This window comes from Micromonospora sp. NPDC023956 (genome assembly GCF_040639195.1).
Taxonomy (GTDB): domain Bacteria; phylum Actinomycetota; class Actinomycetes; order Mycobacteriales; family Micromonosporaceae; genus Micromonospora.
Genome location: NZ_JBEZZN010000003.1, coordinates 322,753 through 346,615 on the forward strand (window position 1 = coordinate 322,753; position 23,863 = coordinate 346,615).

Below are 23,863 nucleotides of genomic sequence, written 5' to 3' on the forward strand. Positions count from 1 at the left end.
GTGTCGGAGTCGTGCCTCTGCTGCGGATCCAGGTGGAGAGCGACCGGGTCACCGCCCGTCGGGTCATGGAGCTGCACCTGGCCGGCAAGGTCCACCGGGAGTCCCGCGACGCCGCGCGGGAGGAGGTGTGGCGACGTGGTCGCACTCCCGCCGGTGAACCGGTCTTCGTCGGCATCACGAACGGCACCCCCGTGCGGCTGCTCTACGACGTCGAGGTCTACCACGACACGGTCCCCTGAGGCGCGTCACGTCTGTGGGCGGGGACCGCGCGTCGCGACCTCGGGCGGGGGCCAGGGAACGGGTGGGGCGCGGTGGTGCCGGCCGCGCCCCACACCTGTCCAACCCTCGGACACCCCTGCGGGTCACGCCCACGGGGTCCGGTCGGGGCGACATGACACCATGGCCGCGTGACCGGTCCTGTCCCGACGGGGTACGCCCCACCCAGTGCTCCGCCCAGCCCGCCCGTGCGGGGGTGGCCCCGTTGGCTGATCGTCGCCACCCTGCTCTGGGCGTTGCTGCTGGCGGCGCTGACCTGGCTCTCCGTACGCGACGACGGGCCGACGGTCCGCGAGCAGCGCAGCCTGGCCCAGGCCGGTCCGGTGGTGGACCGGACGATCGGCGAGCTGGTCGCCGCCGCCGGCCCGGACGCGCTCGTCGAGCTGGCGCCGCCCGTGGTCGAGCGGGGCTGCCGGGTCACGCCGTTCGAGGACGGCGGCACACTGGAACGCGTCGTCGAGGTCCGGGTCGTCGGGGAGGAGCCGCGCGCCCTGCTGGACCGGATCGCCGAGGCGCTGCCGGATCGCTACCGTGCCACCGTCATGCTGACCCGGGAGGGGACCCGGCTGCGTGCCGACGCGGGGGAGTTCGTCACCGTACGCGGCCAGGAGACCGAGGACGCAACCGTGCGGCTCACCGCCGACACCGGCTGCCGTCCGCTCGGTTCCGGGTACCGGCCGACGGCGGTGACCGGTGCGGACGCCGAGTCCGCCGCGGTCGGCGCAGCGTTGCGGGCGCTGGGTCGTCCGGCCGTCGAGGGGCCGGAACTGGTCGCCGCGCCCTGTCCCGGCGGCGGCAGTGCCCGTACCGCGTGGGCCACCGCCGGGCCGGGTTCGGCCGCCACCCCGACCTCGGCGGCGACCGTGCTCGCCCCGCTGGCCACCGGCCCCGCACTCGTCGACGATCCCGAGCGGTACGTCTACCGCGCCGGACCGGTCGCCGTGCAGGTCCACCCGGTCGCCGACCCGCCGACGGTCACCGCGTCGACCCCCTGCTCCTGAGCCCGGGGAGTCGCGGGTCGCGGCCGGGCGTCGAGCGGCCGGCGGCCGGGTGAGCGGGGCGTTCCGGGACCGTGGACGTCAGAGGCGGCGACTGCGGCCCAGCGCGTCGACGTGCCCCCAGCGGCCGGGGATGTCGAGCAGTTCGATCCGGCCCAACCCCTGCGGCACCGCCGGGTCGATGATCAGGTGCTCGCCCTGCGGTTCCAGGCCGAGCAGCACCCGGAGCATCAGCAGCGGTGTCCCCGCCGACCAGGCCTGCGGGCTGCACGCGGTGGGGTACTCGACCGGGTAGTCGGTCAGGGCGCGGTCGTAACCGGCGAACGCCTCGGGCAGCCGGCCGCCGAAGTAGCGGGACGCCTCGGCCATCGCCAGGCAGATCCGGCCGGCCTCCTCGCGGTAGCCGTACCGCCACAGGCCCCAGGCGATGATCGAGTTGTCGAACGGCCAGACCGTGCCGGCGTGGTACCCGATCGGGTTGTACCGCCCCTGGTCGGCGGCGAGGGTGCGCACCCCCCAGCCGGAGAAGAGGCGCGGGCCGAGCAGGTGTTCGGCCACCTTCCCCGCCCGTGCCTCGTCCACGATGCCGCTCCAGAGCAGGTGGCCCATGTTCGAGGAGAGCGCGTCGACGGGTTTGCCCTCGGCGTCCAGGGCGAGCGCGTAGTACTCCCCGTCGGCGACCCAGAAGTCACGGTTGAAGCGTTCCTTCAACGCGGCGGCCTCCTGTTCCAGCCGGTCGGCCCAGGCCGGGTCGCCGAAGAAGGTCCGGGCCAGCCGGGCGCCGCGCATCTTCGCGTCGTACGCGTAACCCTGGAGTTCGCAGGTGGCCCGGGGAAAGCCGGGCAGCCGGCCGTCCCGGTACGAGATGGAGTCCCAGGAGTCCTTCCAGCACTGGTTCTCCAGGCCGGTCTGCGGGTTCCGGGTCTCGTACCAGACGTAACCGGTGCCGAGCAGGTCGCCGTAGCTGTCGATCCAGTCCAGCGCGAGCCGGATCGGGTACTCCAGCGCCCGGACGAGGGTGACGTCGCCGCTCCAGCGTTCGTACTCGTCGACGAGGATCACGAAGAGGGCCGTCGAGTCGGCGGCGCCGTAGTAGGGGGTGTGCGGCTGCTCCTCGAAGCCGGCCGTCTCGCCGTACCGGAGCTCGTGCAGGATCTTCCCGGGCTCCTCGTCACGGAAGTCGTCGAGCCGGGCGCCCTGGAGCCCGGCCAGGACGATCATGGTCGGTGGCACCAGGTCCGGCAGGAACGGCAGCACCTGGAGGCCGGTCAGCAGGCTGTCCCGCCCGAAGAGGGTCATGAACCAGGGCAGCCCGGCGGCGAGCAGGCGCATGCCCAGGGCGATCGACTCGTAGCGCAGCGCGGTGAGGTCCTTGAGGCTGCGCTGGTACGCCCGTTCCAGCGGGGTGAAGTCGCAGCCCAGCTTCGGTGCGCGCTCGACCAGCTGCCGGTGCTCCGCCTCGATCTCCGCAGGGTTGCGGGACCCGCCCAGCGGCAGGGTCGCCCGGATGTCCTCGCCGCGCGCCCCGTAGACGACGGTCTGCACGCGCAGCCGGGTGCTCCACTCCCCGTGCGCCGGCACCCGGACCGTGAAGGTCATGCCCCGCTCGTCGATGTGGCCGGGCTCGCTGGTCGAGACGACCGTCTCCCGGTGGAAACGTTCCCGGCGGTACGCCAGCCGCAGCTCCTGCGGACCGACCGTCGCCGTGGAGCTGCCCTTCGCCCGGCGGGCCTCCTTGATCTCGAACAGGTCGGCGAAATCGGAGCCCATGTCGACCCGAACGGTGAAGTCCACGTCCCGCGCGGCGTGGTTGAGGACGGCCACCTCCTCGTCCAGCCCGCCCCCGATGGTCCGGCTCCGGATCAGCGACACCTTCGCCTCCTGGAGGTGCGCGGGCTGGTCCGGGCTGAGGAAGAAGCGCGTCCGGTACGACTCCTCCTCGTCGACGTAGAGCGGGCTCAACCGCTCGCCGTCGAGGGTCAGCAGCCAGGTGGAGAGGAACCGGGTGTCGAAGGAGAACAATCCGGTCGGGAAGTCGAGGGAGGGTTCGAGGTCGCCCCGGTCGTCGCAGACCAGGAAGGTGTTGCCGTCGAGGATGCTGACCAGTCGCTTCATCCGGGCCGCCCGCTCTGCGGCCGGATCGGAGGGGGCGTGTGCCGTTCCCGGGCGACGGCGCGCGGGTCACGGGTGCCCGGCGGCGAAGGGAGGAAGGCCCGGAAGACCAGGAACAGCAGCACGTTCCCGCTGATCGTGGTCTCGTTGCGGGCCAGCGCGGCAACGGCCTGCGCGTTGCCGGTGACCAGCCGGTCGAACAGGTCGGCACTGCTCTCCCAGACCGCGTCGGCGGACCGCTCCTCCCGGCTGACCCGGATCTCCCGGTCGCGCAGCACGACGTACCAATGCTCGACGTGCGTGCCGGTGGACAGGTTGATCTGGAGCGTCCCGTCGATCGGCCCGCGGAGCTTCTCCACAGCGCGGGCCGGCAGGGACGCGAAGAACTGCTCGGTTGCCTCACCCACATCCGCATGGTAGGTGCGAAAGGGGCAGACCGGGACAGGATCGGCGCGGCTCCGTTCGGCCGGGGGCCGGTTCACCCCGTCCCGGCGGGGACGCTAGTAGACCAGCGCCTGCGCCCCGTCGGCCATCGCCTCCTCGACGAAGACCGCCGCCCCGGCGATCCGCACCCCCGGCAGCACGTCGCCGGGACCGATGTCGCGGCGGGCGGCGCACTGGGTGCAGGCGGTGACCCGCCCCGAGGCGAGGATCACGTGCAGCAGCTCGGCCAGCGGGGCCGAGTGGGGCAGCTCGAACTCCTGCGCCCGGCCGGGAAGCGCGAACCAGGTCGACTCACCGGTCAACCAGAGCGAGACGTCCACGCCGGCCGCCACCGCGGTGGCGGCGACGGTGAACGCCTGGGCGCACCGCTCGGGCGCGTCCGCGCCCGCGGTCACCTTGACGACGAGAGTACGTGCCATGGGGGCCAGCATAGGATGACCGCCATGGTCACCGAGATCGGGTTCGTCAGCCTGCTGGTCGCGGGGCTCGGCGCGCTCGCCGGTGGCCTGGTCTACGTTGCCGTACGTATTTCGAGAGGTCACTGGTGAGCGTGAGGAGTGAGCCGGGTTTGCGAGCCCCGCAATCGCGAACGAAGGTGGTCTGGTGAGCGACAGCGACAACCCCCTGGCCCCACCGCCGTGGCTGAACGCGCCCCCGGTCGACCCGTACCCGTACGAGGAGAGCCACGACCTGCGGGTCGGGCCGAAGCTGCACCCGACGCTGGACGGCCTGCTGCCCTACGTCGGCATCTGGCGGGGCCGGGGCCGGGGCGGCTTCCCCAGCATCGAGGACTTCGACTTCGCCCAGGAGATCCGGATCAGCCACGACGGGCGCCCGTTCCTCCACTACGAGTCCCGCGCCTGGATCCTCGACGGGGAGAGCCGCCCGGTGCGTCCGGCCGGCCGTGAGGTGGGCTGGTGGCGTCCGGTGCTCGACGGTGACCGGGCGACCGACGAGCTGGAAGCCCTGATGACCACCCCGACCGGGGTCATGGAGCTGCACATCGGCAAGCGCCGGGGCACCCAGCTCGAGTTCGTCACCGACGCCGTGGTGCGCACCGCCACCGCCAAGGAGGTGACCGCCGGGCACCGCCTGTTCGGCATCGTCGAGGGCGCCCTGCTGTACGCCCAGGAGATGGCCGCCGTCGGCCACCCCCTCTCCCCGCACCTCTCCGCGCGCCTGACCCGCGTCGCCGGCTGACCTCCGGCGCTCCCCTCCGGTGCCCGCCGCCCCGGTCACGACCTCGGCGGCGGTTCCGGCGCTTGGGCGACCCGGTGCCCGGCGGGTCAGGGGTGGGGGAGGAGGCGTTGCAGGCGGGCGGTGTGCGGGGACGGGAAGGCATGGTGCGGGCCGGTGCCGTCCAGGGTCCGGATCTCGGCGACCCCCCGTACCGACGAGGTCAGCCAGGCGGCGTCCGCCGCCCGCAGGTCGCCAGGGCTGATCATCCGCTCCGCCGCGGTGAACCCCAGCTCGTGCGCGTGGGCCAGCAGCCAGGCGGCGGTGACGCCGGGCAGGATGCCGGTCCGCGCGGACGGCACCGTGCAGAGGGTGTCGCCCTCCAGCCAGACCAGGTTCGCCGTGGGGCCCTCCAGGGCGTACCCGTCGGTGGAGACCCAGAGCACGTCGTCCACCCCGTGCCGGACCGCCCACCGGCGGGCCGCGCTGCTCAGCGCGTACGACGTGGACTTGAACCCGATCGGCAGCCAGTCCAGGGTCGCCCGGCAGTCCGCGGCGACGCCCAGCGGCAGCGTGGCCACCGTGATCCCGAGCCGACGGGTGCGTCGGGTCGGCTGCGGCACCTCGCCCAGCGTGGCGTAGACCGTCGGCGGGCCACCTCCCTCCGGCCCCCGGGTGCAGACCAGCCGCAGGGCGCCCTCCAGCCCGGCCGGCCAGTCCACCGCGACGGTCTCCAGCAGGTCGAGCAGCGCGGCGACCGGGGGAAGCCGCAGGTCGAGCCGGTCCGCCGCCCGGCCCAGCCGGGCCAGGTGCTCGCCGGCCAGCCAGGGCCGGCCGTCGCGCAGGTGCATGGTCTCGAACACCCCGTCGCCGTGCAGCACCCCGAGGTCGTCGCCGCGCAGCACCGGCTGGCCGGCCGGCACGATCCCCCGGCCCAGCACCGCCACCCGGGGCGGCTCCACCTGGTGCACCAGCTCCTTCGTCCCGCTGAGTTCGGTCACGAATGCCGAGCGTAGCGGCGTACCGACGCGGGTGGCAGGACCCACGCGCAGACCGAACTATGATCGGACGGTGTCCGAAGCCTCCCTCGCCGAGCTGCTGCGCTCCCGTGGGCTGCGGCTGACCCCGCAGCGGCAGTTGATCCTCCAGGCGGTGCTCGACCTGGGGCACGCCACACCGGAGCAGGTGCACCACGCCGTCCGCGAGGTGGCCGCCGGGGTCAACATCACCACGATCTACCGCACCCTGGAGCTGCTGGAGAAGCTGGGGCTGGTCAAGCACACCCACCTCTCGCACGGCTCGCCGACCTACCACGCGGCCGGCGAGCACCAGCACATCCACCTGGTCTGCCGGGAGTGCGGCAGGATCGACGAGGTGGAGCCGGAGCTGCTGCGCCCGGTCGCCGACCGGCTGCTCGCCGAGCGCGGCTTCTCGGCCGACGTCGGGCACGTGGCGCTCTTCGGCGTCTGCGGGAACTGTGGGAACGGCGAACACGGAAACGGGGAGCAGACATGATCGAGATCGCGGGAGCCGTACCGGTGGAGGCCATCGACACCGAGAGCCGGGACCAGCCCGAGCCGGCCCACCGGGCGGCCGGGGTGGGCAGCGTCGCCGCCCACTACGGCGACCCGCTGCGTGAGCAGCGCACCCTCGCCACCGGGGTCGGCCTGGTCGACCGGTCGCACCGGGGCGTGGTGGCGGTCCCCGGCGAGGAACGCGCCGGCTGGCTGCACACCCTCACCACTCAGCACCTGGCCGACCTGACCGCCGGTGAGGGCACCGAACTGCTCGTGCTCTCCCCGCACGGCCACGTCGAGCAGCACGCGGTCGTCGCCGAGGACGGCGACACCACCTGGCTGGACACCGAGCCGGGAGCCACCGCCGGTCTGCTGACGTACCTGGAACGGATGCGCTTCTTCAGCAAGGTCGAGCCACGGGACGCGACCGCCGAGCGGGCGTTGCTCTCCCTGGTCGGCCCGGACGCCGCCGGAGCACTCGACGTGCTCGGCGTGACCGGGCTCGCCGAGCCGGACGCCCTCGCCGTGCCGGGTCCGAAGTTCCCCACCGGCTCGGTGGCGCCCCGACCCACCGTCCGGTACGACGTCCGGCCGCTGCCCGCCGGGGGTTGGGCCCGGCGCGGCCCGCTCGGCGTCGACCTGCTCGTCCCCCGGGACACCATAGACGACGTGGTCGCCACGCTGCGCACCGCCGGGGTGCCGGTGGCCGGGCTGTGGGCGTACGAGGCGCTGCGGGTGGCCGCCCGCCGGGCCCGGGTCGGGGTGGACACCGACCACCGGACCATTCCCGCCGAGGTGGACCTGATCGCTCCGGCCGTGCACCTGGCGAAGGGCTGCTACCGGGGCCAGGAGACGGTGGCCCGAGTGCACAACCTGGGCCGTCCACCGCGCCGTCTCGTCCTGCTGCACCTGGACGGGGTGACCAGCGACCGGCTGCCCGCCGCCGGCACCCCGGTGACCCAGGCCGACGGCCGGGCGGTCGGCTTCCTCGGCACCGCCGTGCAGCACTTCGAGCTGGGGCAGGTCGCCCTCGCCGTGGTCAAGCGGAACGTCCCCGACGACGCCCGCCTCCTCGTCGGCGAAGCCGCCGCCGCCATCGACCCGGAGCCGTCGTCGTAGCTGTCGGATCGACGTCCGTGCGAGCTGTTCCCGAGCGGCACCCGATCGACCCGGCCCGACCAGCGGTCTAGGATCGCCGGCATGACGACAGGGACGTTGATCACGGTTGCCCCGACCGGTGCCGAGTCGGCCAAGGCGGAGGTGCCGGCGCTGCCGGTGACCCTCGACGAACTGTTGCTGACCGCCAAGGAGTGCGAGGCGCTCGGCGCGGCCGTGATCCACGTCCACATCCGGGACGACGAGGCGAAGCCCACCCTCGACCCGGCACGGCTGCGCGACACCGTCACCGCGGTGCGGGAGAGCACCGGGTTGATCGTGCAGCTCTCCACCGGTGGCGCGGTCACCGACCCGGAGGCCGCCCGGCTGGCCGTGCTCGACGCCGGCCCGGACATGGCCTCCTGCACCATGGGCACGGTCAACTTCGGCAACGACGTCTTCCTCAACCGCTGGGAGTTCGTCGTCGACCTGCACACCCGGATGCAGGAGCGCGGCGTCGTCCCCGAGTACGAGATCTTCGACCTCGGCCACCTCACCGCTCTCCAGCGCCTGCTCGGCAAGTACGGGCTGCCGGCCGGCGGGCACGTGCACGTCGACTTCGTGATGGGCGTCCCGGGCGGCATGCCGGGCACCGCCGAGGCGCTGGTGGCGTGCCGCCAGGCGGTGCGGGACCTGCCGGAGGGCACCACCTTCTCGGCCACCGGCATCGGGCGCAGCACCATCCCGGTGATGCTCTCCGCACTGGCCACCGGCGGTCACCTGCGGGTCGGCATGGAGGACACGGTGACCTACGCCAAGGGGCAGCCGGTCGAGTCCAACATGCAGCTCGTCGCCCGCGCGGTCGCCGCCGCCCACCTCGCCCAGCGCCCGCCGCTCACCCCGACCGAGGCCCGGCGACTCCTCGGGATGTAGTCGCAGGTGGGGGCCGGGTCGATGGAGATCGAGACACCGGTACCGTTCCACCTCGTGGGAACGACGTACGCAGGTGGCGCGCTGCTCGCCGAAGTGGTCCGGTCCGGGTTCGTGGAGGGCCTCCACCGGGGCTCGGTGGTGGTGCTGGACGCCTCCGGTGAGGCGCTCGCCGCCGCCGGTGACGTCGCCGGTCCGATCTTCCCCCGCTCGGCGAGCAAGCCGATGCAGACGATCGGCATGCTCCGGGCCGGGCTGCGGCTGACCGAACCGGCCGACCTCGCCATGGTGTCGGCCAGCCATGCCGGCGAGGACTTCCACCTGGCCCGGGTGGCCGCGCTGCTCGCCGCCGCCGGGCTGGACGGGTCGGCGTTGGCCTGCCCACCCGACCTGCCCCTGGACGAGGCGTCCCGCACCGCGGTGCTGGCCGCCGGGGGCGGTCCCGAGCGGATCGGCATGAACTGCTCCGGCAAGCACACCGGAATGCTGCTCACCTGCCTCGCCGCCGGCTGGCCCACCGAGGGGTACCAGCACCCGGAGCACCCGCTGCAACAGCGGATCCGGGACACCGTCGAGGAGATCACCGGCGAAGCGGCTGCGGCGGTCGGGGTGGACGGGTGCGGTGCCCCGGTGCTGGCGGTCTCCCTGACCGGGCTGGCTCGGGCATACCTGCGGCTGGTCACGGCCGAACCCGGTACCCCCGAGCGGAGCGTCGCCGACGCGATGCGGGCCCACCCCGAGGTCGTCGGGGGCACCCGGGCGGAGGACAGCCGGCTGATGCGTGGCCTGCCGGGTGCCCTCGCCAAGGTCGGTGCGGAGGGCATCATGGCCGCCGGCCTGCCCGGCGTCGGCGCGGTCGCCGTCAAGATCGACGACGGGACGGCCCGCGCCCGGATGCCCGTGCTCGTCTCGGCGTTGCGCCGACTCGGCCAGGACGCCCCGATCCTGCACGAGTACGCCGAACTTCCGCTGCTCGGCGGCGGTGTGCCGGTCGGCGCGGTCCGCCCGGCCTGGTAGGCGCCCACCGCCCGGAGCACCGGGGCCCACCGCCCGACGGCCGGGGCCCCGGTGCCTCGCCCGCCCGGCGGCAGTGGCCCCGCCCGACGACCGGGGCCGTCCGGCGGTGAAAGCCTGTCCGGCGGAGGGCCCCGGCGGCAGGCCTGCTCCGGTCAGGGAAGGACGTCCGGCCTCACGACAGGACGTCCGGCCTCACGGCAGGAAGTCGAGCAGAGCGGCGTTGACGGGGGCGGGCCGCTCCAGCGGGAGCAGGTGGGCGGCGTCCGGTACGTCGGGCAGGCGTACCGCGTTCGGGGCGGTGGCGGCGATGAGGTCGGCGAGTCGACGGATGTCCGGCAGGTCCGCCGCGCCGGCCGCCGCCAGCACCGGCATGTGCAACTCGTGCAGGCGCTCGATCGCCGGGGGCTCGGGGAAGGCCACGTCGACCGCGCTGAGCGCCCGTTCGGTGGCGAGCGCCCGTTCGTCCATCTCGCGGGCGAAGCGCAGCAGTGCGGGATCGACGTCCTCCGGCCGCCGGTCCGGGCCGACCACCCAGAACCGCACCTCGGCGGCGGCGCCGGCCGTGTCGTCGTCCGGTTCGACCTCGCCCACCAGCGAGTCCCAGAGGTCGTTCGTCTCGTCGGACCACTCGTGCCCGGTGACGGCGGTGCCGAGCAGCGCCAGCGCGGACACCCGGTCCGGGTGGGTCAGGGCGGTGTCGACCGCCACCGCCCCGCCGAACGAGCAGCCGACCAGGGCGGCCCGTCCGATGTCCAGTGCGTCGAGGACTCCGACCACGTCGGTGTGGTGGGCGAAGGAGGTCGGGGGCAGCTCGGATTCGCCGTATCCACGCAGGTCGAGGGTGATCACCCGGTGTCGGGTGGCGAGGGCGGGCAGCTGTTCCCGCCACATCCGTCGGTCCGCGATCCCCGCGTGCAACAGGAGGACGGGGGAGCCGCTGCCGGTGTCGTCGTACCCGAGTCGGGTGCCGTTCGCTTCGATCATGGCCACCCGGGGACGCTACCGGACCGGTCCGGCCGGCCCTCGCATCGGGCGAGGAGTGCGGGTACGGACACCGGGGCGGAAACGATCTGAGACGTCGCTAACTCTAGTTAGCGTTCTGCTTGCAGGAGCTAGCGAGGGGGGTTAGCGTCGGGGCATGCCCACCCCGAAGGACCTTCCCCGCGACGTCGGCGGATTCATCCGTGACCTGCGGCGCAACGCGAAGATCTCGCTCCGGCAACTCGCCGAGCAGGCCGGGGTCAGCAATCCGTACCTGAGCCAGATCGAGCGCGGCCTGCGCAAGCCCAGCGCAGAGGTGCTCCAGCAACTGGCCAGTGCGCTGCGGGTCTCCACCCCGGCGATGTACCTGCGGGCCGGGCTGCTGGACGACCGCGAGGGGCAGGGAGTGCTCGCCGCGATCGCCGTCGACCCGGACCTGACGATGGCGCAGAAGCAGTCGCTCACCCAGATCTACGAGACGTTCCGCCGGGAGAACGTCCGACTCGGCGAGGCAACCGCCGCCGCCGAGCAGAGTGCGCCCGGCCGTACCGACGTCAGCGGCACCGAGCAGGAGCCCGCCACCAGCTCCGCCGCCGCTGGTCCGGTTGATGCCGGTGCAGCCGTCACCGGTCCGGCTGACGCCGCTGATCCGACTCTCGCCGCTCCGGCGGCCAGCGCGGCCACGGTCAACGTGGCCGCCACCGGCCCGACCACCGACAGCGGCACCCCGACCGAGGCGGTGCTCGAGTCGGTGGCCGTGACCGAGGGCGGCCCCGCCCCCGCGCCGGGCACCCGCCCGACCGGTCGGACCCATGTGCGCACCACCCCCCGGAAGACCACGAAGAAGGCGACCGCCCCGGCGGTCGAGGAGGAGAACCCGTCATGAGCCAGCCGAAGACCAGCCGTATCCCCGCTCCGATCTACGCCGCCGCCGGTGCCGGCGACCTGGCGCTCGAGCAGCTCCGGAAGCTCCCGTCCGTGGTCAGCGAACTGCGCGGCCGGGTGGTCAACGACCTCGGTGGCAAGGCCGTGGTGACCGGCTTCGAGCTGCGGCAGAAGGCCGCCGAGACGCTGAAGACCGCCAACCTCACCGCCACCGGCCTCCGGGAGAAGGCGGTCCCCGGCGACCTCGACCTGGACCGGCTGCGCGCGATCGCCGGCCGGAACGCCACCGTCGTGCTGGCCGGCGCCCAGGCCGCCCAGGAGCGGGCGCTGACCGCGTACGGTGCCCTGGTCGCGCGGGGCGAGCGGGTCGTCGGTGCCGGCGTGCTGGAGGCCGCGGAGACCGTGAACGCCGACATCGAGACCACCGAGGCCACCATCGGGGCGACCTCCACCCCCGCCGCCGAGGTGGCGTCGACCTCCACCCCCGCCGCCGAGGTGACCGCTCCGGTCACCCCCGCTGCCGAAACGGCTCCGGCCGCCACCACCGAGGTCACCGCCACGCCGGCGGACGTGGCCGAGGTCGCCGAGGCCAAGCCGGCCACGGTCAAGCGGGCCCGCGCCGCCCGGTCCGTCGCCGACGGCCCGTCGGCGAAGTTGCCGAAGGCCACCAAGCGGTCCCGCCCCGCCGTCGACTGATCACGCCGGATCCCCCGGCTCCGGTTCGGCGATATCGCGGTGTCCGGCGCCTGGATCACTGCCACATCGGCAACATGGAGTGGATCAAGTCGGGCCCTGGGGCGGCGGTCACCTGCCTGGCGGGTACCGCCCGGCAGCCTGGCAGTCCTTCATCCGCGACCCCGGAAGCGTCCTGTCGGACGATTCCGGGGTCGCCGGCATAAGCTTGCCCACATGGCCAACGCCGCGCCGATCTTCTTCCTCGATGTCCGCTCCGTGATCCAGCTGATCCTGCTCGTCTTCGCGCTGATCGTGCAGGGCGTCGCGCTGGTGCACGCGATCACCCAGCGCGCCGACGCGTTCCCCGCGATCGGCACGCTGCCCAAGGGTGGGTGGATCGCCATCCTCGCGGTCTGCCTGGCGCTCACCCTGCTCGGCTTCGGCCCGATCAGCCTCTTCGGCCTGGTCGGCATCGCCGCCGGGCTCATCTACCTGCTCGACGTCCGGGTGGGGTTGCGTGACCTCTCCGACGGCAAGGGCTTCTGGTGAGGGATTTTCGCTGGCCACCGCCGCCCGACGGCGGGCCACGCACGTGGGGGCCCGGCCCGGGGGCCCCGCGTACCGGCCGACCGGCCCTGCCGGAACCGGAGACCGAGATGGTCACCACCCCGCACGGCGTCCGGCTCGAACAGTTGGTGACCGGGGCGGGCGAGCCCACCACCGTCTTCGCGCACGGCCTGGCCAACGGCATCGCCACCACGCGGCCGTTCGGCAGCGCGGTCACCGGCCGCCGGGTCTTCTTCCAGTTCCGGGGCCACGGTCGCTCCGATACGCCCCCCGGGCCGTGGAGCTACCTCGACCTCGCCCGGGACCTGCGAGCCGTGGCAGACCTGAGCGGGGCGAGCCGGGGGTTCGGGGTGAGCCTCGGGGCGGGGGCGCTCTGTCGACTGCTGGTGGAGAGTCCGGAGCGCTTCGAGCGGCTGGTCTTCTTCCTGCCGGCGGTGCTGGACCGGCCCCGGGACACCAAGGCCCGCCCGTGGCTCGCCGAACTGCTGGCGGCCATCGAGAGCGGAGAGGCCTCGGCCGTGGCGGACGTCGTCTCGGTCGAACTGCCGCCGGCCGTCCGTAACACCCCGGCCGGGTGGGCGTACCTGCGGCAACGGCTGGACCACCTGCTCCGTGACGGTCTCGCGACCGAGTTGGCCGCGCTGCTGGAGCAGGCCCCCCTACGGGACGCTACGGCGCTCGGGGCGGTCACCGCCCCGGCTCTGGTGATCGGCTGCACCGGGGACGACCGGCACCCGGTCGAGGTCGCCGAGGCGCTGGCCGGCGTGCTGCCCTCGGCCACCCTGCACGTGTACGACCGGCCCGGCGTCCTCTGGACCGACCGGGCCGACCTTCGGGACCGGATCTCGACCTTCCTCAACGACTGACCAGAGCGCGCCGGGGTTACGGCTGCGCCTGACGGACTCTCCCCTGACCGCCGACGGGCCTCCTGGTCGCCCGTGGCAGGACTCTCCCGGTCGCCCGTGGCAGAACTCTCCTGGTTGCCCGTGGCAGGACTTTCCCGGTTGCCCGTGGCACGACTCTCCCGGTCGTCCCGGGACAGAACTCTCCTGGCCCCCCCGAGGCACGACGCCGCCGTGCGGGCTGCGGTCGAGGACCGGACGAACGATCAGGAAAAGCTGACTCCGACTGTCAGGTACCACTGACAGGGTCGGGGCATGACGAAACCGTTGACAGGGAAGATCGCGCTGGTCGCCGGGGCGACGCGGGGCGCCGGCCGGCAGATCGCGGTACAGCTCGGCGCGGCCGGGGCGACGGTCTACGCCACCGGCCGGAGCAGTCGCGCGGGTCGGTCGGAACTGGGCCGGCCGGAAACCATCGAGGAGACCGCCGACCTGGTCACCGCCGCCGGGGGCACCGGCATCGCGGTCCGCGTCGACCATCTCGTACCCGAGCAGGTACGCGACCTGGTCGCGCGGATCGACGCCGAACAGGGCCGGCTCGACGTGCTGGTCAACGACGTCTGGGGCGCCGACCCGTTGATCACCTGGCATGCGCCGGTCTGGGAACAGCCGCTCGACGCCGGCCTCCGGACGCTTCGGCTGGCGATCGACACCCACATCGTCACCAGCCACTTCGCCCTGCCCCTGTTGATCCGCCGGCCGGGCGGGCTGGTGGTGGAGATCGGCGACGGCACCACCGCGTACAACGCCGCCAACTACCGCCTCTCGCTCTTCTACGACCTCGCCAAGGTCGCGGTCAACCGGCTGGCCTTCGCGCAGGCCCGCGAACTGGAGCCGCACGGTGCCACGGCGGTCGCGCTCAGTCCGGGCTGGCTGCGGTCGGAGATGATGCTGGAGCACTTCGGGGTCACCGAGGAGAACTGGCGGGACGCGCTGGAGAAGGAGCCGCACTTCGCCATCTCGGAGACGCCGGCCCTCGTCGGGCGCGCGGTGGCGGCCCTGGCCGCCGATCCCGACCGGGCCCGCTGGAACGGCAGCTCCGTCTCCAGCGGCGAGTTGGCCCGGGTGTACGACTTCACCGACGTCGACGGCAGCCGGCCGGACGCCTGGCGGTACGTGGTGGAGGTGCAGGACGCCGGTAAGCCGGCCGACGTGACCGGCTACCGCTGACCGTCGTCCGTCTGCCCAGCCGGGCCACCGGCGGCCGGGGTCGATCCGCCGTCCTCGGGTGGTCCGGCGGGGTCACCGGCGGCCGGGGTCGATCCGTCGCCGTCTGGCCGGTGGTCGTCGCGGTAGAGCGCGGCCAGCCGGTCGGCGGCGGCGGCCATCCGGGCCCGCAGGTCGGGCGGGTCGAGCACCTCCACCTCGGGCCCGAGCGCGAGCAGCATGTCGTACGCCACCTCGACCGACTCGACGGGCAACCGGGTGACCACCCGGCCCTGTCCGTCCGGGTCGCCGGCTCCGGCGACCGCCTCGTCGTACGCGAACGGGGCGTGCGCCACGTGCCGCAGCGCGCGCAGTCCCGCCGGGGTGAGTCGGACGGTGACCCGCTCGGCGAGCATCTGCCGGAGGAACCCATCGGCCTGCTCCCGCCAGTATCCGCCCAGGTCGAACCCGTCGTCCCGGTCGAAGGCGTCCCCGCCCACCAGCACGTCGACCACCCGGTCCACCCGGTACGTGCGGTACCCGGTGTCGACCCGCCCGACGAGATACCAGGTGCCGCTCTTGAGCACCAACCCGTACGGCTGCACCGTGCGGGTGACCTCCCGGTCCCCGCGCCGGTACCGCAGCTGGACCACCCGGTCCCGCCACGCCGCGCCGGCCAGCTCGACCAGCCACGACGGCGGGGCGGCGTGCCGGAACCAGCCCGGGACGTCCAGGTGGAAGCGCTGCCCGGTGCGGGCCGGCGCGTCCCGCAGCGACGGCGGGAGCGCCGCCAGCACCTTCAGCTCGGCGGCGGCGACCGCGTCGGCCAGGCCCATGTCCCCGGCCGGCCCGCGCAGCCCGGCGAGGAAGAGCGCCTCCGCCTCCTGCCGGGTCAACCCGGTCAGCCGGGTCCGGTACCCGCCGAGCAGCCGGTACCCGCCGGTCCGCCCCCGGTCGGCGTAGATCGGCACCCCGGCGGCGGAGAGCGCCAGCACGTCCCGGTACACCGTCCGTTCGGAGACCTCCAGTTCCCGGGCCAACTCGGCGGCGGTCATCGCCTCCCTCGACTGGAGCAGCAGGAGCAGTGAGATCAACCGGGACGCGCGCACCCGGCCATCCTGCCCGGTGCGGCCGGTCGGCCACGGTGGACACCGGCGGCTCGGGCGACGGGTGGACTCCGGCGGCGGCGGTTAGGCTCCGGTGCGTGGACACACCCAGGGTCGCCGCCCCGACCGCGAGCGCCGTCGGCCGGTTCTTCTCCGGAGCCGGGCTGCTCCTGCGCGGTCTCGGCCTGTACGCCCGCAACCCCCGGCTGATGCTGCTCGGCATCCTGCCCGCACTGATCACCGGCGCGTTCTTCCTGGCCGCGTTCGGCACGCTGGCGTACTTCGTCGACGAACTGGCCGCGGTGGTCACGCCGTTCGCCGACGGCTGGTCGGCCACCCTGCGCAACCTGGTGCGGGTGATGGCCGGGCTGGCCTTGCTGGGGATCGGCGGGCTGGTCGGCGTGCTCACCTTCACCGCGGTCACCCTGGTCGTCGGCGACCCGTTCTACGAGAAGATCTCCGAGCGGGTCGAGCGGCGGTACGGCGGCACCCCCGGCGAGGTGGAGGTGCCCTTCTGGAGTTCCCTGCGCCGCAGTATCGCCGACTCGCTGCGGCTGGTGGCGATCTCCGTGCTGGTCGGGCTCCCGCTCTTCGCGGCCGGGTTCGTCCCGGTGGTCGGGCAGACGGTCGTCCCGGTGGTCGGGGCCGCCATCGGCGGCTGGTTCCTCGCCCTGGAGCTGGTCGGTGCGCCCTTCTACCGGCGCGGCATGCGGCTGCCGGACCGCCGTCGGGTGCTCCGGGCCGACCTGCCGACGTCGCTCGGTTTCGGGGTGGCGGTCTTCGTCTGCTTCCTGATCCCGCTCGGCGCGGTGCTGATCATGCCCGCCGCGGTGGCCGGTGCCGCGCTGCTGACCCGACGCCTCCTCGGTCAGCCCGTCCAGGACCCGCGCCCGTGAGGCTCACCCTGGTCGAGGGGGACATCACCCGGCAGCGGGTCGACGCGATCGTCAACGCGGCGAACTCGTCCCTGCTCGGCGGCGGGGGCGTCGACGGCGCGATCCACCGCCGGGGCGGCCCGGCGATCCTCCAGGAGTGCCGGGCGCTGCGCGCCTCCCGGTACGGTCGCGGTCTGCCGACCGGCCAGGCGGTCGCCACCACCGCCGGTGACCTGCCCGCCCGCTGGGTGGTGCACACCGTCGGTCCGGTCTGGTCGGCCGCCGAGGACCGCTCCGCGCTGCTGCGTGACTGCTACGCCAACAGCCTCCGCGTCGCCGACGAACTGGGCGCGTCCGTGGTCGCCTTCCCGCTGATCTCCGCCGGGATCTACGGCTGGCCGGTCGAGGACGCGGTCGGCCAGGCGCTGTCGGTGCTGCGCGCCGCGACCCCGGCCGCCGTCACCGAGGCCCGACTGGTGCTCTTCGGCGTCGACACCTTCCGCACCGCCGAGCGGGTGGCCGGCTGACGGCAGGGGCCACGAGCGTGGCGGCAGGGGCCAACCGGGCGGGTCAGCCGGCCGGCGGCAGGTCGCGCAGGCAGGACCAGAGCGTCGCCACCGGCTGGTAGCCGAGTCGCGCGTTGATCGCCAGCATCGGCGCGTTCGCCTCGTCGTTCGAGGTGTACGCGCGGGTCGCCCCGCCCTCGCGGGCCCGGTGCAGCGCGGCCAGCTTCGCCAGCCGGGCCAGCCCCCGTCCCCGGTACGCCGGCAACGTGGCGGTCATGTCCGACCAGATCCGGTCGCCGTCCCGCTTCACCAGGCTGACGGCGACCAGTTCACCGTTCACCTCCACCGCCGAGCTGGCCTGACGGTCCAGCCCGAGGTTGTCCCAGACCTCGTAGCACCAGTGCTCGTAGCTCAGGGCGTCGGAGGCCACGTCCTCCGGCTCGTCCGCGCTCGCCGCGACGTGCATCTCGTACAGGCGACGCGGTTCCAGGTCGGTCAACGGGAGCAGCCGTACCCCGGCGGGTGCGGTGGCCGCCGCCACGGGCGCGGCCCGCAGGTCGAGCACCGAGTACCGGACCGGGCGGCTGCGGTGGAAGCCGCGCTTCTCCGCGTACGGCAGCGAGTCGGTAGAGACGAAGGCGCGAAGCTGCCGCAGGCCCACCGGAAGGAGGTGACCCAGGGCCGCGTCGAGCAGGGCACTGCCGATCCCGCGCCCCCGGTGCTCCGGATGGACGTGCAGCATGCTCACCTCGCCGAAGCCGGCCGCCGAGGTCCGGAGGTTGCGGTACGCCGACACCCAGCCCACCACCGTCCGGTCCGCCTCGGCCACGAAGGCCGCCCAGTGCTCTCCCGGCGCCGGCTCGCTGATCATCTGACGGGTCGACTCGACCCCCCGTAGCAGGTAGGGGTGGACGACCGCGCGGAGCGCGACGACGGCTGCCGCGTCCTCGGGGTGGGCGGTGCGTACGACAGGGGAATTCGCGGCCATGCCACGGACGGTAGACGCGGCCCCGGCCGACGGGCCACCGGTTTGCGACCACGCCGCCCCGCCCGCGGCCCGCCCTGCCCGCGGCCGGGGTAGGACCGGGGCCAGGGACGGAACCGGTCAGGCGGAGGCGCGCAGCACCAGTTCGGTGGGGAGGATCAGGGCCGGTTCGACGCTCTCGCCGGCGACGATGCGCAGTACCTGTCGGGTACCGGCCCGGCCCAGCTCCAGGATCGGCTGCCGGACGGTGGTCAGCGACGGCTCGGTGTAGGCGGCGGTCTCGATGTCGTCGAAGCCGATGACGGCCACGTCTTCGGGCACCCGCCGGCCGGCCTCACGGAGCGTCCGCAGCGCGGCGTGTGCCATCAGGTCACTGGCGGCGAAGACGGCGTCCAGGTCGGGGTGGGCGGCGAGGAGCTGGCGCATCGCCGCCGCGCCGGACTCGCGGGTGAAGTCGCCGTACGCCACCAGCTGAGGCAGGCCGGCGGTGGCGACGGTGTCCCGGTAGCCGGTGAGGCGCTCGATACCGGCCACCATGTCCTGCGGGCCGGCGATGGTGGCGATCCGCCGCCGGCCGTTCTCGATCAGGTACCGCACGGCACGGGTCACCCCGCCGACGTGGTCGACGTCGACGTACGGGACCGGGGAGTCACCGAGCCCGCGCCCGCTGCACACCACCGGGATGCCCAGCCGGGCGAGGCGGGCGGGGAGCGGGTCGGCGCCGTGCAGCGAGGCGAAGAGCACCCCGTCGACGTGGCGGCCGGTGGTGTACCGCTCGACCCGTTCCCGCCCGGCCGGCGAGCCGGCGAGCATCAGCACGAGCTGCTTGTCGGCGGCCTCCAGCTCCTGACTGACGCCCCGGATGATGCCGGGGAAGACCTGGTCGTCGGAGAAGACCCGGGTGGCCGCCTCGGGCATGATCAGCGCGATCGAGTCGGTCCGCTGGGTGACCAGGCTGCGGGCGGCCAGGTTCGGCACGTACCCCAGCTCGGCCACGGCCCGGTGCACCGCGGCCCGGATCGGTTCGGCGACCGTGGTCGAGCCGTTGACCACCCGTGACACGGTCGCCCGCGACACCCCGGCCCGTCTGGCCACCGCCTCCAGCGTGGGTCGCTGCGCCGTCGTCATCCCCGTCACCACCGCCTCGTCACAGCCCGTTCCGGGAGATCACCTCCTGGTACCACCGGGCGCTGGCCTTCGGGGTCCGCCGCTGGGTCAGGTAGTCGACGTGGACAATCCCGAACCGCTTCAGGTACCCCTCGGCCCACTCGAAGTTGTCCAGCAACGACCATACGAGATAGCCGCGCAGGTCCACTCCCCGGCTGATCGCCTCGTGCGCCGCCCGCAGGTGCCCGTCGAGGTAGGCGATCCGGTCGTCGTCGGCGACCCGGCCGTCCTCGGGGCGGACCGGGTCGGGGAAGGCCCCGCCGTTCTCGGTGATCATCATCGGCAGGCCGGGGTAGTCGGTGTGGATCCGCTCCAGCAGGCGGGCCAGCCCGGCCGGCTCGATCGACCAGCCCATCTCGGTGAGCGGTCCGGCCGCCGGCAGGAACTCCACCGCCCCTTCGGTGCCCGGCCAGGTCCCGCCGCCACCGGCTGCGTCGGGCCGCCCGGCCACGTAGGTGGGCTGGTAGAAGTTGATGCCGAGCAGGTCGATCGGGGCGGCGATGAGCTTCTCGTCGCCGTCGCGGATGAAGGTCGGCTCGACGTGCCGGGCGATGTGGGTGAGCATGTCCTCCGGATAGCCCGCGCCGGTGAGCGGGTCCAGGAAGATCCGGTTCTGCATGCCGTCGACCAGGCGGACCGCGGCGGCGTCGGCCGCGCTGTTCGGGTCGGCCGGCTGGACGTCGGCCGGGTTGAGGGTGATCGAGATGGTCTGCGCGCCGGCCGCGCGGAGCGCGCGGGCCGCCAGGCCGTGCCCGAGCAGCAGGTGGTGCACGGCGGTGAAGGCCGCCCCGGCGTCCTGCACGCCGGGCGCGTGGATCCCGCTGCCGTAGCCCAGGTACGCCGAGCACCACGGCTCGTTGAGCGTGGTCCAGGTGCGTACCCGGTCGCCGAGGCGGGCGTGGACGGCGGTGGCGTACTCGGCGAAGTGCTCGGCGGTCTCGCGGTTGGTCCAGCCGCCCCGGTCCTCCAGGGCCTGCGGCAGGTCCCAGTGGTAGAGCGTGACGATCGGGTCGATGCCCCGTTCGGCCAGGGAGTCCACCAGCCGGTCGTAGAAGTCCAGGCCGTGCGGGTTGACCGGACCGGTGCCGTCGGGCCGGATCCGGGGCCAGGAGACCGAGAAACGGTACGCCCGCAGCCCCAGCTCCGCCATCAGCGCCACGTCGTCGCGGTAGCGGTGGTAGTGGTCGCAGGCCACGTCGCCGGTGTGCCCCTGGTGGACCTTCCCCGGCGTACGGCTGAAGGTGTCCCAGATCGACGGGGTGCGACCGTCGTCGTGGGCCGCGCCCTCGATCTGGTACGCGGCGGTGGCCGCTCCCCAGACGAACCCCTCGGGAAATCGCAGCGTGTTCAAGCCTTGACCGCACCTTCCATGATTCCGCCGATGATCTGGCGGCCGAACAGGACGAAGACGAGCAGCAGGGGCAGGGTGGCGATCGCCGTGCCGGTGAACACCTGCGACATGTCCTGGTAGTAACCGTCCGACAGCGCCCGCAACGATAGTTGCACGGTCGGGTTCTCCGGGTCGTTGAGTACCGCGTACGGCCACAGGAAGTCGTTCCAGGTGGTCATGAAGGTGAGCAGTCCCAGCACCGCGGCGGCCGGCCGGAGCGCGGGCAGTACCACGTTCCAGTAGATCCGGGCGGTGTTGCAGCCGTCCATCCGGGCCGCCTCGATCAGCTCGGTGCTGACCGCCTGGCCGGCGTACTGCCGCATCATGAACACGCCGAAGCCGGTGACCAGGGCCGGCACGATCACCGCCGGCAGCCGGTCGTTCCAGTCCAGCTTGGTCATCAGCAGGTAGAGCGGGATGACGCCGAGCTGGGTGGGCACCATCATGGTCGCCACGATCACCAGCAGCAGCGCGTTGCGTCCCCGGAAGCGCAGCTTGGCGAAGGCGAACCCGGCCAGGGTGGAGAAGAACACCACCGAGACGGTGACCGTGGTGGCCACGATCGCCGAGTTGATCAGACCGGCCAGGAAGTACGCGTCGGTGTTGTCGAAGAGGCGGGCGATGTTCGCCCCGAGGTTGCCGCCGGGGGTGACCGGAGGCGGGACCTGCCCCATCGCGTCGCTGGAGCGGCTGGCCACCACGAACATCCAGTAGATCGGAAAGATCGACAGGAATCCGGCGACGATCAGCGCCGCGTAGGTGAGCCGGCTGGCCGACCAGAGCCGGTTCATCGGCCACCCTCCTTCTTCCGTCCGCCGCCGTTCGCCTTCTTCGGCCCGCCGCCGCCGGCGAGCCGGCGCAACATCAGCACGTTGATCGCCGCTACCACCGCGATCAGCGCGAAGAGCAGCCAGGCCACCGCCGAGCCGTAGCCGAAGTTGTAGTGCGGGGCGAACGCGTTCTCGAACATGTACATGGTCACCGTCTGCGACTCCCGCATCGGTCCGCCCCGGATCGGGTTGGTGCCGGAGTGGAACAGGCGTGGCTCGGTGAAGAGTTGCAGCCCGCCGATGGTGGCGATGATGACGGTGAAGATGATGGTCGGCTTCAGCAGCGGCACGGTGATCGACCAGAACTGCCGGATCCGGTTGGCCCCGTCGATCGCCGCCGACTCGTACAGGTCACGGGGGATCGCCTGCATCGCGGCCAGGAAGATCAGCGCGTTGTAGCCGGTCCACCGCCAGTCGACCATGGCCGAGATGGCCACCCAGGAGGCGAACCGGTCGGACTTCCAGCCGACCGGGTCGACGCCGACCAGGTCGAGCAGCCAGTTGACCATGCCGAACTCGCGGCCGAAGAGCACGCCGAAGACGATCGCCACGGCGGCGGTGGAGGTCACGTTCGGCACCAGCACCGTCATCCGGAACATCGTCCGGGCCCGCAGCTGCCGGTTGAGCAGGTTCGCCAGCCAGAGGGCGGCGAGCAGTTGCGGGACGGTGGAGATGACGAAGATCCCCAGGGTGTTGACCACCGCGTGCCAGAAGTCCGTGTCGGCCATCAGCCGGCTGTAGTTCTCCAGGCCCACGAAGGCGTGCTCGCTGCCGAGCAGTTCCCAGTCGTGCAGCGACACCCAGAAGGTGTAGCCCAGCGGGTAGAGCCCGAACACCCCGAAGAGCAGGAAGAACGGCGCGACGTAGAGGTACGGGGACCAGCGCTGGTCGATCCGGCTGAGGCGTACCCCCTTCGGGGGCCGGGCCGGTGGGGGCGCCGGGGCCCCCACCGGTGGCCGCTGGAGTCCGACGGTCACTTGTCGGCGGCCTTCTTGGCGTTGTTCACCGCGTCCTTCCAGCCCTCCTCCGGCTTGCGCTGGCCGAGCTCCACGGTGCGGACGGCGTTCTCGACCTCGGTCCGGACCGCCTGGTTCTTCGGGCCCATGTAGACCGGCTTGAGGGTCTTGGCGCCCTCGGCGAAGATCTGACCGACCGGGGCGTCGGAGAAGTACGGGTTCTTCGCGTCGAGGATCGCCGGGTCGGTCAGCGCCTGGGTGGACGACGGCAGCCGGCCCTTGGTCTTGAACGCGCCGATCTGCCCCTTGGCGTCGGTCAGGAACTTGACCAGCTTGATCGCCTCGGCCTGGTTCTTGCTCTGCTTCGGCACGGCCAGGTGCGACCCGCCCCAGTTGCCGCCCTCGCCGGGCACCCGGGCGATGTCCCACTTGCCCTTGGCGGCCGGTCCGGCGTTGCCCTCGATCACCCCGGTCATCCAGGCCGGGCAGGCGATGGTGGCGAACTTGGCCTGCTTGAACGCGGAAACCCACTCCTCCGACCAGGAGCCGTACTTGCCGGAGAGGCCGGAGTCGACGATGTCCATCGTGGTGTCCCAGGCCTGGCGGACCGCCGGGTTGCTGTCGACCACCAGCTTGCCGCTGGTGTCGTAGTAGTGGTAGCCCGGCCCGTTGCCGGCGGCCTGGAGCACGATGGTGTTGAAGATGTTGGTGGCCGCGTCGAGGAAGGACGCGCCGGTGTTCTTCGCCTTGAACTGCTCACCGACCCGGATGTAGTCCGCCCAGGTCGGCCAGAGCTTGGAGACCTCGTCCCGTTCGGTGGGCAGGCCGGCCTTGGCGAAGAGGTCCTTGCGGTAGCAGATCGCCATGCCGCCGACGTCGGTGCCGAGACCGATCAGGTGCTTGCCGTCGGCGGTGAGGCCCTGGTTCCAGTTCCACTCCAGGAAGTTGCCCTTGAGTTCGCCGGCGCCGTGGTCGAGCAGGTTGACGAAGTTGTCGGGGTTGGCCTTGTACTCGACCATGAGCCCCTCTTCGATGGCGACCACGTCTCCGGCGCCCTTGCCGGCGGCCAGCCACTGGGTCAGCTTCGGCGAGTACTCGTCGAGGTTGCCGCCGGTGCCCCGCTCGACGATCTTGACGCCGGGGTTGGCGGCCTCGTACTCCCGGTACAACTCCTCGTAGCCGAACTGGCCGAAGACGTCGACGGTCAGCGTGATCTTCCCGTCCTTGGCGGGCTCGTCGCTCCCGCCGCAGGCCGTGGGGGCGAGCAACGCGGTGGCCGCGACCAGGGCGATCGCCGCCAGGCGGCGACGCGGAATGGCACCCATCT

General features: G+C 73.1%; 26 protein-coding genes and 1 pseudogene. 15 read left to right on the plus strand and 12 right to left on the minus strand.

The window, feature by feature from the left end:
- Positions 1-11 precede the first annotated feature (11 nt).
- Both AB0F58_RS07690 and AB0F58_RS07695 read left to right on the plus strand, forming a co-directional pair.
- Entirely contained in the window at positions 12-239 is a 228-nt protein-coding gene (locus AB0F58_RS07690) for a hypothetical protein (protein WP_357139472.1), read from the plus strand.
- A 168-nt stretch (positions 240-407) separates the two neighbouring features.
- Entirely contained in the window at positions 408-1,277 is an 870-nt protein-coding gene (locus AB0F58_RS07695; protein ID WP_357139475.1) for a hypothetical protein, read from the plus strand.
- A gap of 78 nt (positions 1,278-1,355) precedes the next feature.
- Here AB0F58_RS07695 and AB0F58_RS07700 read toward each other — a convergent pair whose 3' ends face one another.
- The 3 genes from AB0F58_RS07700 to AB0F58_RS07710 form a co-directional block, all read right to left on the minus strand.
- Positions 1,356-3,389 (minus strand): glycogen debranching N-terminal domain-containing protein, encoded by a 2,034-nt coding sequence (locus AB0F58_RS07700; RefSeq protein ID WP_357139478.1) that lies wholly within the window; start codon positions 3,387-3,389, stop codon positions 1,356-1,358.
- Positions 3,386-3,793, minus strand: coding sequence for an SCP2 sterol-binding domain-containing protein (locus tag AB0F58_RS07705; RefSeq protein ID WP_357139480.1), 408 nt, complete (start codon positions 3,791-3,793; stop codon positions 3,386-3,388). Before AB0F58_RS07705 ends, AB0F58_RS07700 begins: the two co-directional genes overlap by 4 nt.
- A 93-nt stretch (positions 3,794-3,886) precedes the next feature.
- Positions 3,887-4,261: a DsrE family protein gene (locus tag AB0F58_RS07710; RefSeq protein ID WP_357139483.1), complete on the minus strand. Its 375-nt coding sequence runs from the start codon at positions 4,259-4,261 to the stop codon at positions 3,887-3,889.
- Between the two features lie 12 nt (positions 4,262-4,273).
- Here AB0F58_RS07710 and mtfM point away from each other — a divergent pair, with 12 nt between their 5' ends.
- Both mtfM and AB0F58_RS07720 read left to right on the plus strand, forming a co-directional pair.
- On the plus strand, positions 4,274-4,378 hold the full coding sequence (mtfM, locus tag AB0F58_RS07715; protein WP_269148487.1) for a small membrane protein MtfM: 105 nt from the start codon (positions 4,274-4,276) through the stop codon (positions 4,376-4,378).
- Positions 4,379-4,433: 55 nt separating this feature from the next.
- The gene (locus AB0F58_RS07720; protein WP_357139487.1) at positions 4,434-5,030 is read left to right on the plus strand and encodes an FABP family protein; all 597 of its coding nucleotides are present in this window, start codon (positions 4,434-4,436) and stop codon (positions 5,028-5,030) included.
- 86 nt (positions 5,031-5,116) lie between these two features.
- Here AB0F58_RS07720 and AB0F58_RS07725 read toward each other — a convergent pair whose 3' ends face one another.
- Positions 5,117-5,968 carry an aminotransferase class IV gene (locus AB0F58_RS07725; protein WP_357140409.1) on the minus strand — a complete coding sequence of 284 codons (852 nt, stop codon included), beginning with the start codon at positions 5,966-5,968 and terminating at the stop codon, positions 5,117-5,119.
- A gap of 109 nt (positions 5,969-6,077) precedes the next feature.
- Here AB0F58_RS07725 and AB0F58_RS07730 point away from each other — a divergent pair, with 109 nt between their 5' ends.
- From AB0F58_RS07730 to AB0F58_RS07745, 4 genes are all read left to right on the plus strand, one after another.
- Positions 6,078-6,521, plus strand: coding sequence for a Fur family transcriptional regulator (locus AB0F58_RS07730; protein ID WP_357139489.1), 444 nt, complete (start codon positions 6,078-6,080; stop codon positions 6,519-6,521).
- Positions 6,518-7,642 carry a folate-binding protein gene (locus tag AB0F58_RS07735; RefSeq protein WP_357139492.1) on the plus strand — a complete coding sequence of 375 codons (1,125 nt, stop codon included), beginning with the start codon at positions 6,518-6,520 and terminating at the stop codon, positions 7,640-7,642. Before AB0F58_RS07730 ends, AB0F58_RS07735 begins: the two co-directional genes overlap by 4 nt.
- Before the next feature lie 81 nt (positions 7,643-7,723).
- On the plus strand, positions 7,724-8,551 hold the full coding sequence (locus AB0F58_RS07740) for a 3-keto-5-aminohexanoate cleavage protein (RefSeq protein WP_357139494.1): 828 nt from the start codon (positions 7,724-7,726) through the stop codon (positions 8,549-8,551).
- A 54-nt stretch (positions 8,552-8,605) separates the two neighbouring features.
- The gene (locus AB0F58_RS07745) at positions 8,606-9,565 is read left to right on the plus strand and encodes an asparaginase (protein WP_357139497.1); all 960 of its coding nucleotides are present in this window, start codon (positions 8,606-8,608) and stop codon (positions 9,563-9,565) included.
- Between the two features lie 192 nt (positions 9,566-9,757).
- Here AB0F58_RS07745 and AB0F58_RS07750 read toward each other — a convergent pair whose 3' ends face one another.
- Positions 9,758-10,549, minus strand: coding sequence for an alpha/beta hydrolase (locus AB0F58_RS07750; RefSeq protein WP_357140412.1), 792 nt, complete (start codon positions 10,547-10,549; stop codon positions 9,758-9,760).
- A gap of 154 nt (positions 10,550-10,703) precedes the next feature.
- Between AB0F58_RS07750 and AB0F58_RS07755 the strand changes: the two are divergent.
- From AB0F58_RS07755 to AB0F58_RS07775, 5 genes and pseudogenes are all read left to right on the plus strand, one after another.
- Positions 10,704-11,279: pseudogene (locus tag AB0F58_RS07755) on the plus strand (helix-turn-helix transcriptional regulator); the annotation flags it as partial.
- Between the two features lie 149 nt (positions 11,280-11,428).
- Positions 11,429-12,127 (plus strand): hypothetical protein, encoded by a 699-nt coding sequence (locus AB0F58_RS07760; protein WP_357139499.1) that lies wholly within the window; start codon positions 11,429-11,431, stop codon positions 12,125-12,127.
- A 213-nt stretch (positions 12,128-12,340) separates the two neighbouring features.
- Positions 12,341-12,655 carry a DUF2516 family protein gene (locus AB0F58_RS07765; RefSeq protein ID WP_357139501.1) on the plus strand — a complete coding sequence of 105 codons (315 nt, stop codon included), beginning with the start codon at positions 12,341-12,343 and terminating at the stop codon, positions 12,653-12,655.
- Positions 12,652-13,539 (plus strand): alpha/beta hydrolase, encoded by an 888-nt coding sequence (locus tag AB0F58_RS07770; protein ID WP_357139503.1) that lies wholly within the window; start codon positions 12,652-12,654, stop codon positions 13,537-13,539. The genes AB0F58_RS07765 and AB0F58_RS07770 overlap by 4 nt, the downstream gene beginning before the upstream one ends.
- A 291-nt stretch (positions 13,540-13,830) precedes the next feature.
- Positions 13,831-14,745: an SDR family oxidoreductase gene (locus AB0F58_RS07775; protein ID WP_357139506.1), complete on the plus strand. Its 915-nt coding sequence runs from the start codon at positions 13,831-13,833 to the stop codon at positions 14,743-14,745.
- Here the strand turns inward: AB0F58_RS07775 and AB0F58_RS07780 are convergent.
- Positions 14,736-15,830 carry a WYL domain-containing protein gene (locus AB0F58_RS07780; protein WP_357139508.1) on the minus strand — a complete coding sequence of 365 codons (1,095 nt, stop codon included), beginning with the start codon at positions 15,828-15,830 and terminating at the stop codon, positions 14,736-14,738. The genes AB0F58_RS07775 and AB0F58_RS07780 overlap by 10 nt on opposite strands.
- A gap of 95 nt (positions 15,831-15,925) precedes the next feature.
- Between AB0F58_RS07780 and AB0F58_RS07785 the strand changes: the two genes are divergently transcribed.
- Together AB0F58_RS07785 and AB0F58_RS07790 are read left to right on the plus strand one after the other, a co-directional pair.
- Positions 15,926-16,723, plus strand: coding sequence for an EI24 domain-containing protein (locus AB0F58_RS07785; RefSeq protein WP_357139511.1), 798 nt, complete (start codon positions 15,926-15,928; stop codon positions 16,721-16,723).
- The gene (locus AB0F58_RS07790) at positions 16,720-17,229 is read left to right on the plus strand and encodes an O-acetyl-ADP-ribose deacetylase (RefSeq protein WP_357139515.1); all 510 of its coding nucleotides are present in this window, start codon (positions 16,720-16,722) and stop codon (positions 17,227-17,229) included. The genes AB0F58_RS07785 and AB0F58_RS07790 overlap by 4 nt, the downstream gene beginning before the upstream one ends.
- 43 nt (positions 17,230-17,272) lie before the next feature.
- On the opposite strand, the gene AB0F58_RS07795 is transcribed toward AB0F58_RS07790, so the two are convergent.
- From AB0F58_RS07795 to AB0F58_RS07820, 6 genes are all read right to left on the minus strand, one after another.
- Positions 17,273-18,196: a GNAT family N-acetyltransferase gene (locus AB0F58_RS07795; protein WP_357139518.1), complete on the minus strand. Its 924-nt coding sequence runs from the start codon at positions 18,194-18,196 to the stop codon at positions 17,273-17,275.
- Between the two features lie 117 nt (positions 18,197-18,313).
- Positions 18,314-19,321, minus strand: a complete 1,008-nt coding sequence (locus tag AB0F58_RS07800) for a LacI family DNA-binding transcriptional regulator (RefSeq protein WP_357139521.1) — start codon at positions 19,319-19,321, stop codon at positions 18,314-18,316.
- A 19-nt stretch (positions 19,322-19,340) separates the two neighbouring features.
- Complete coding sequence (locus AB0F58_RS07805) at positions 19,341-20,711, minus strand: GH1 family beta-glucosidase (protein WP_357139524.1); 1,371 nt, start codon at positions 20,709-20,711, stop codon at positions 19,341-19,343.
- Positions 20,708-21,541, minus strand: coding sequence for a carbohydrate ABC transporter permease (locus AB0F58_RS07810; RefSeq protein ID WP_357139528.1), 834 nt, complete (start codon positions 21,539-21,541; stop codon positions 20,708-20,710). Before AB0F58_RS07810 ends, AB0F58_RS07805 begins: the two co-directional genes overlap by 4 nt.
- Positions 21,538-22,557 (minus strand): sugar ABC transporter permease, encoded by a 1,020-nt coding sequence (locus tag AB0F58_RS07815; protein WP_357139530.1) that lies wholly within the window; start codon positions 22,555-22,557, stop codon positions 21,538-21,540. Before AB0F58_RS07815 ends, AB0F58_RS07810 begins: the two co-directional genes overlap by 4 nt.
- The gene (locus tag AB0F58_RS07820) at positions 22,554-23,861 is read right to left on the minus strand and encodes an extracellular solute-binding protein (protein WP_357139533.1); all 1,308 of its coding nucleotides are present in this window, start codon (positions 23,859-23,861) and stop codon (positions 22,554-22,556) included. The genes AB0F58_RS07815 and AB0F58_RS07820 overlap by 4 nt, the downstream gene beginning before the upstream one ends.
- Positions 23,862-23,863 lie beyond the last annotated feature (2 nt).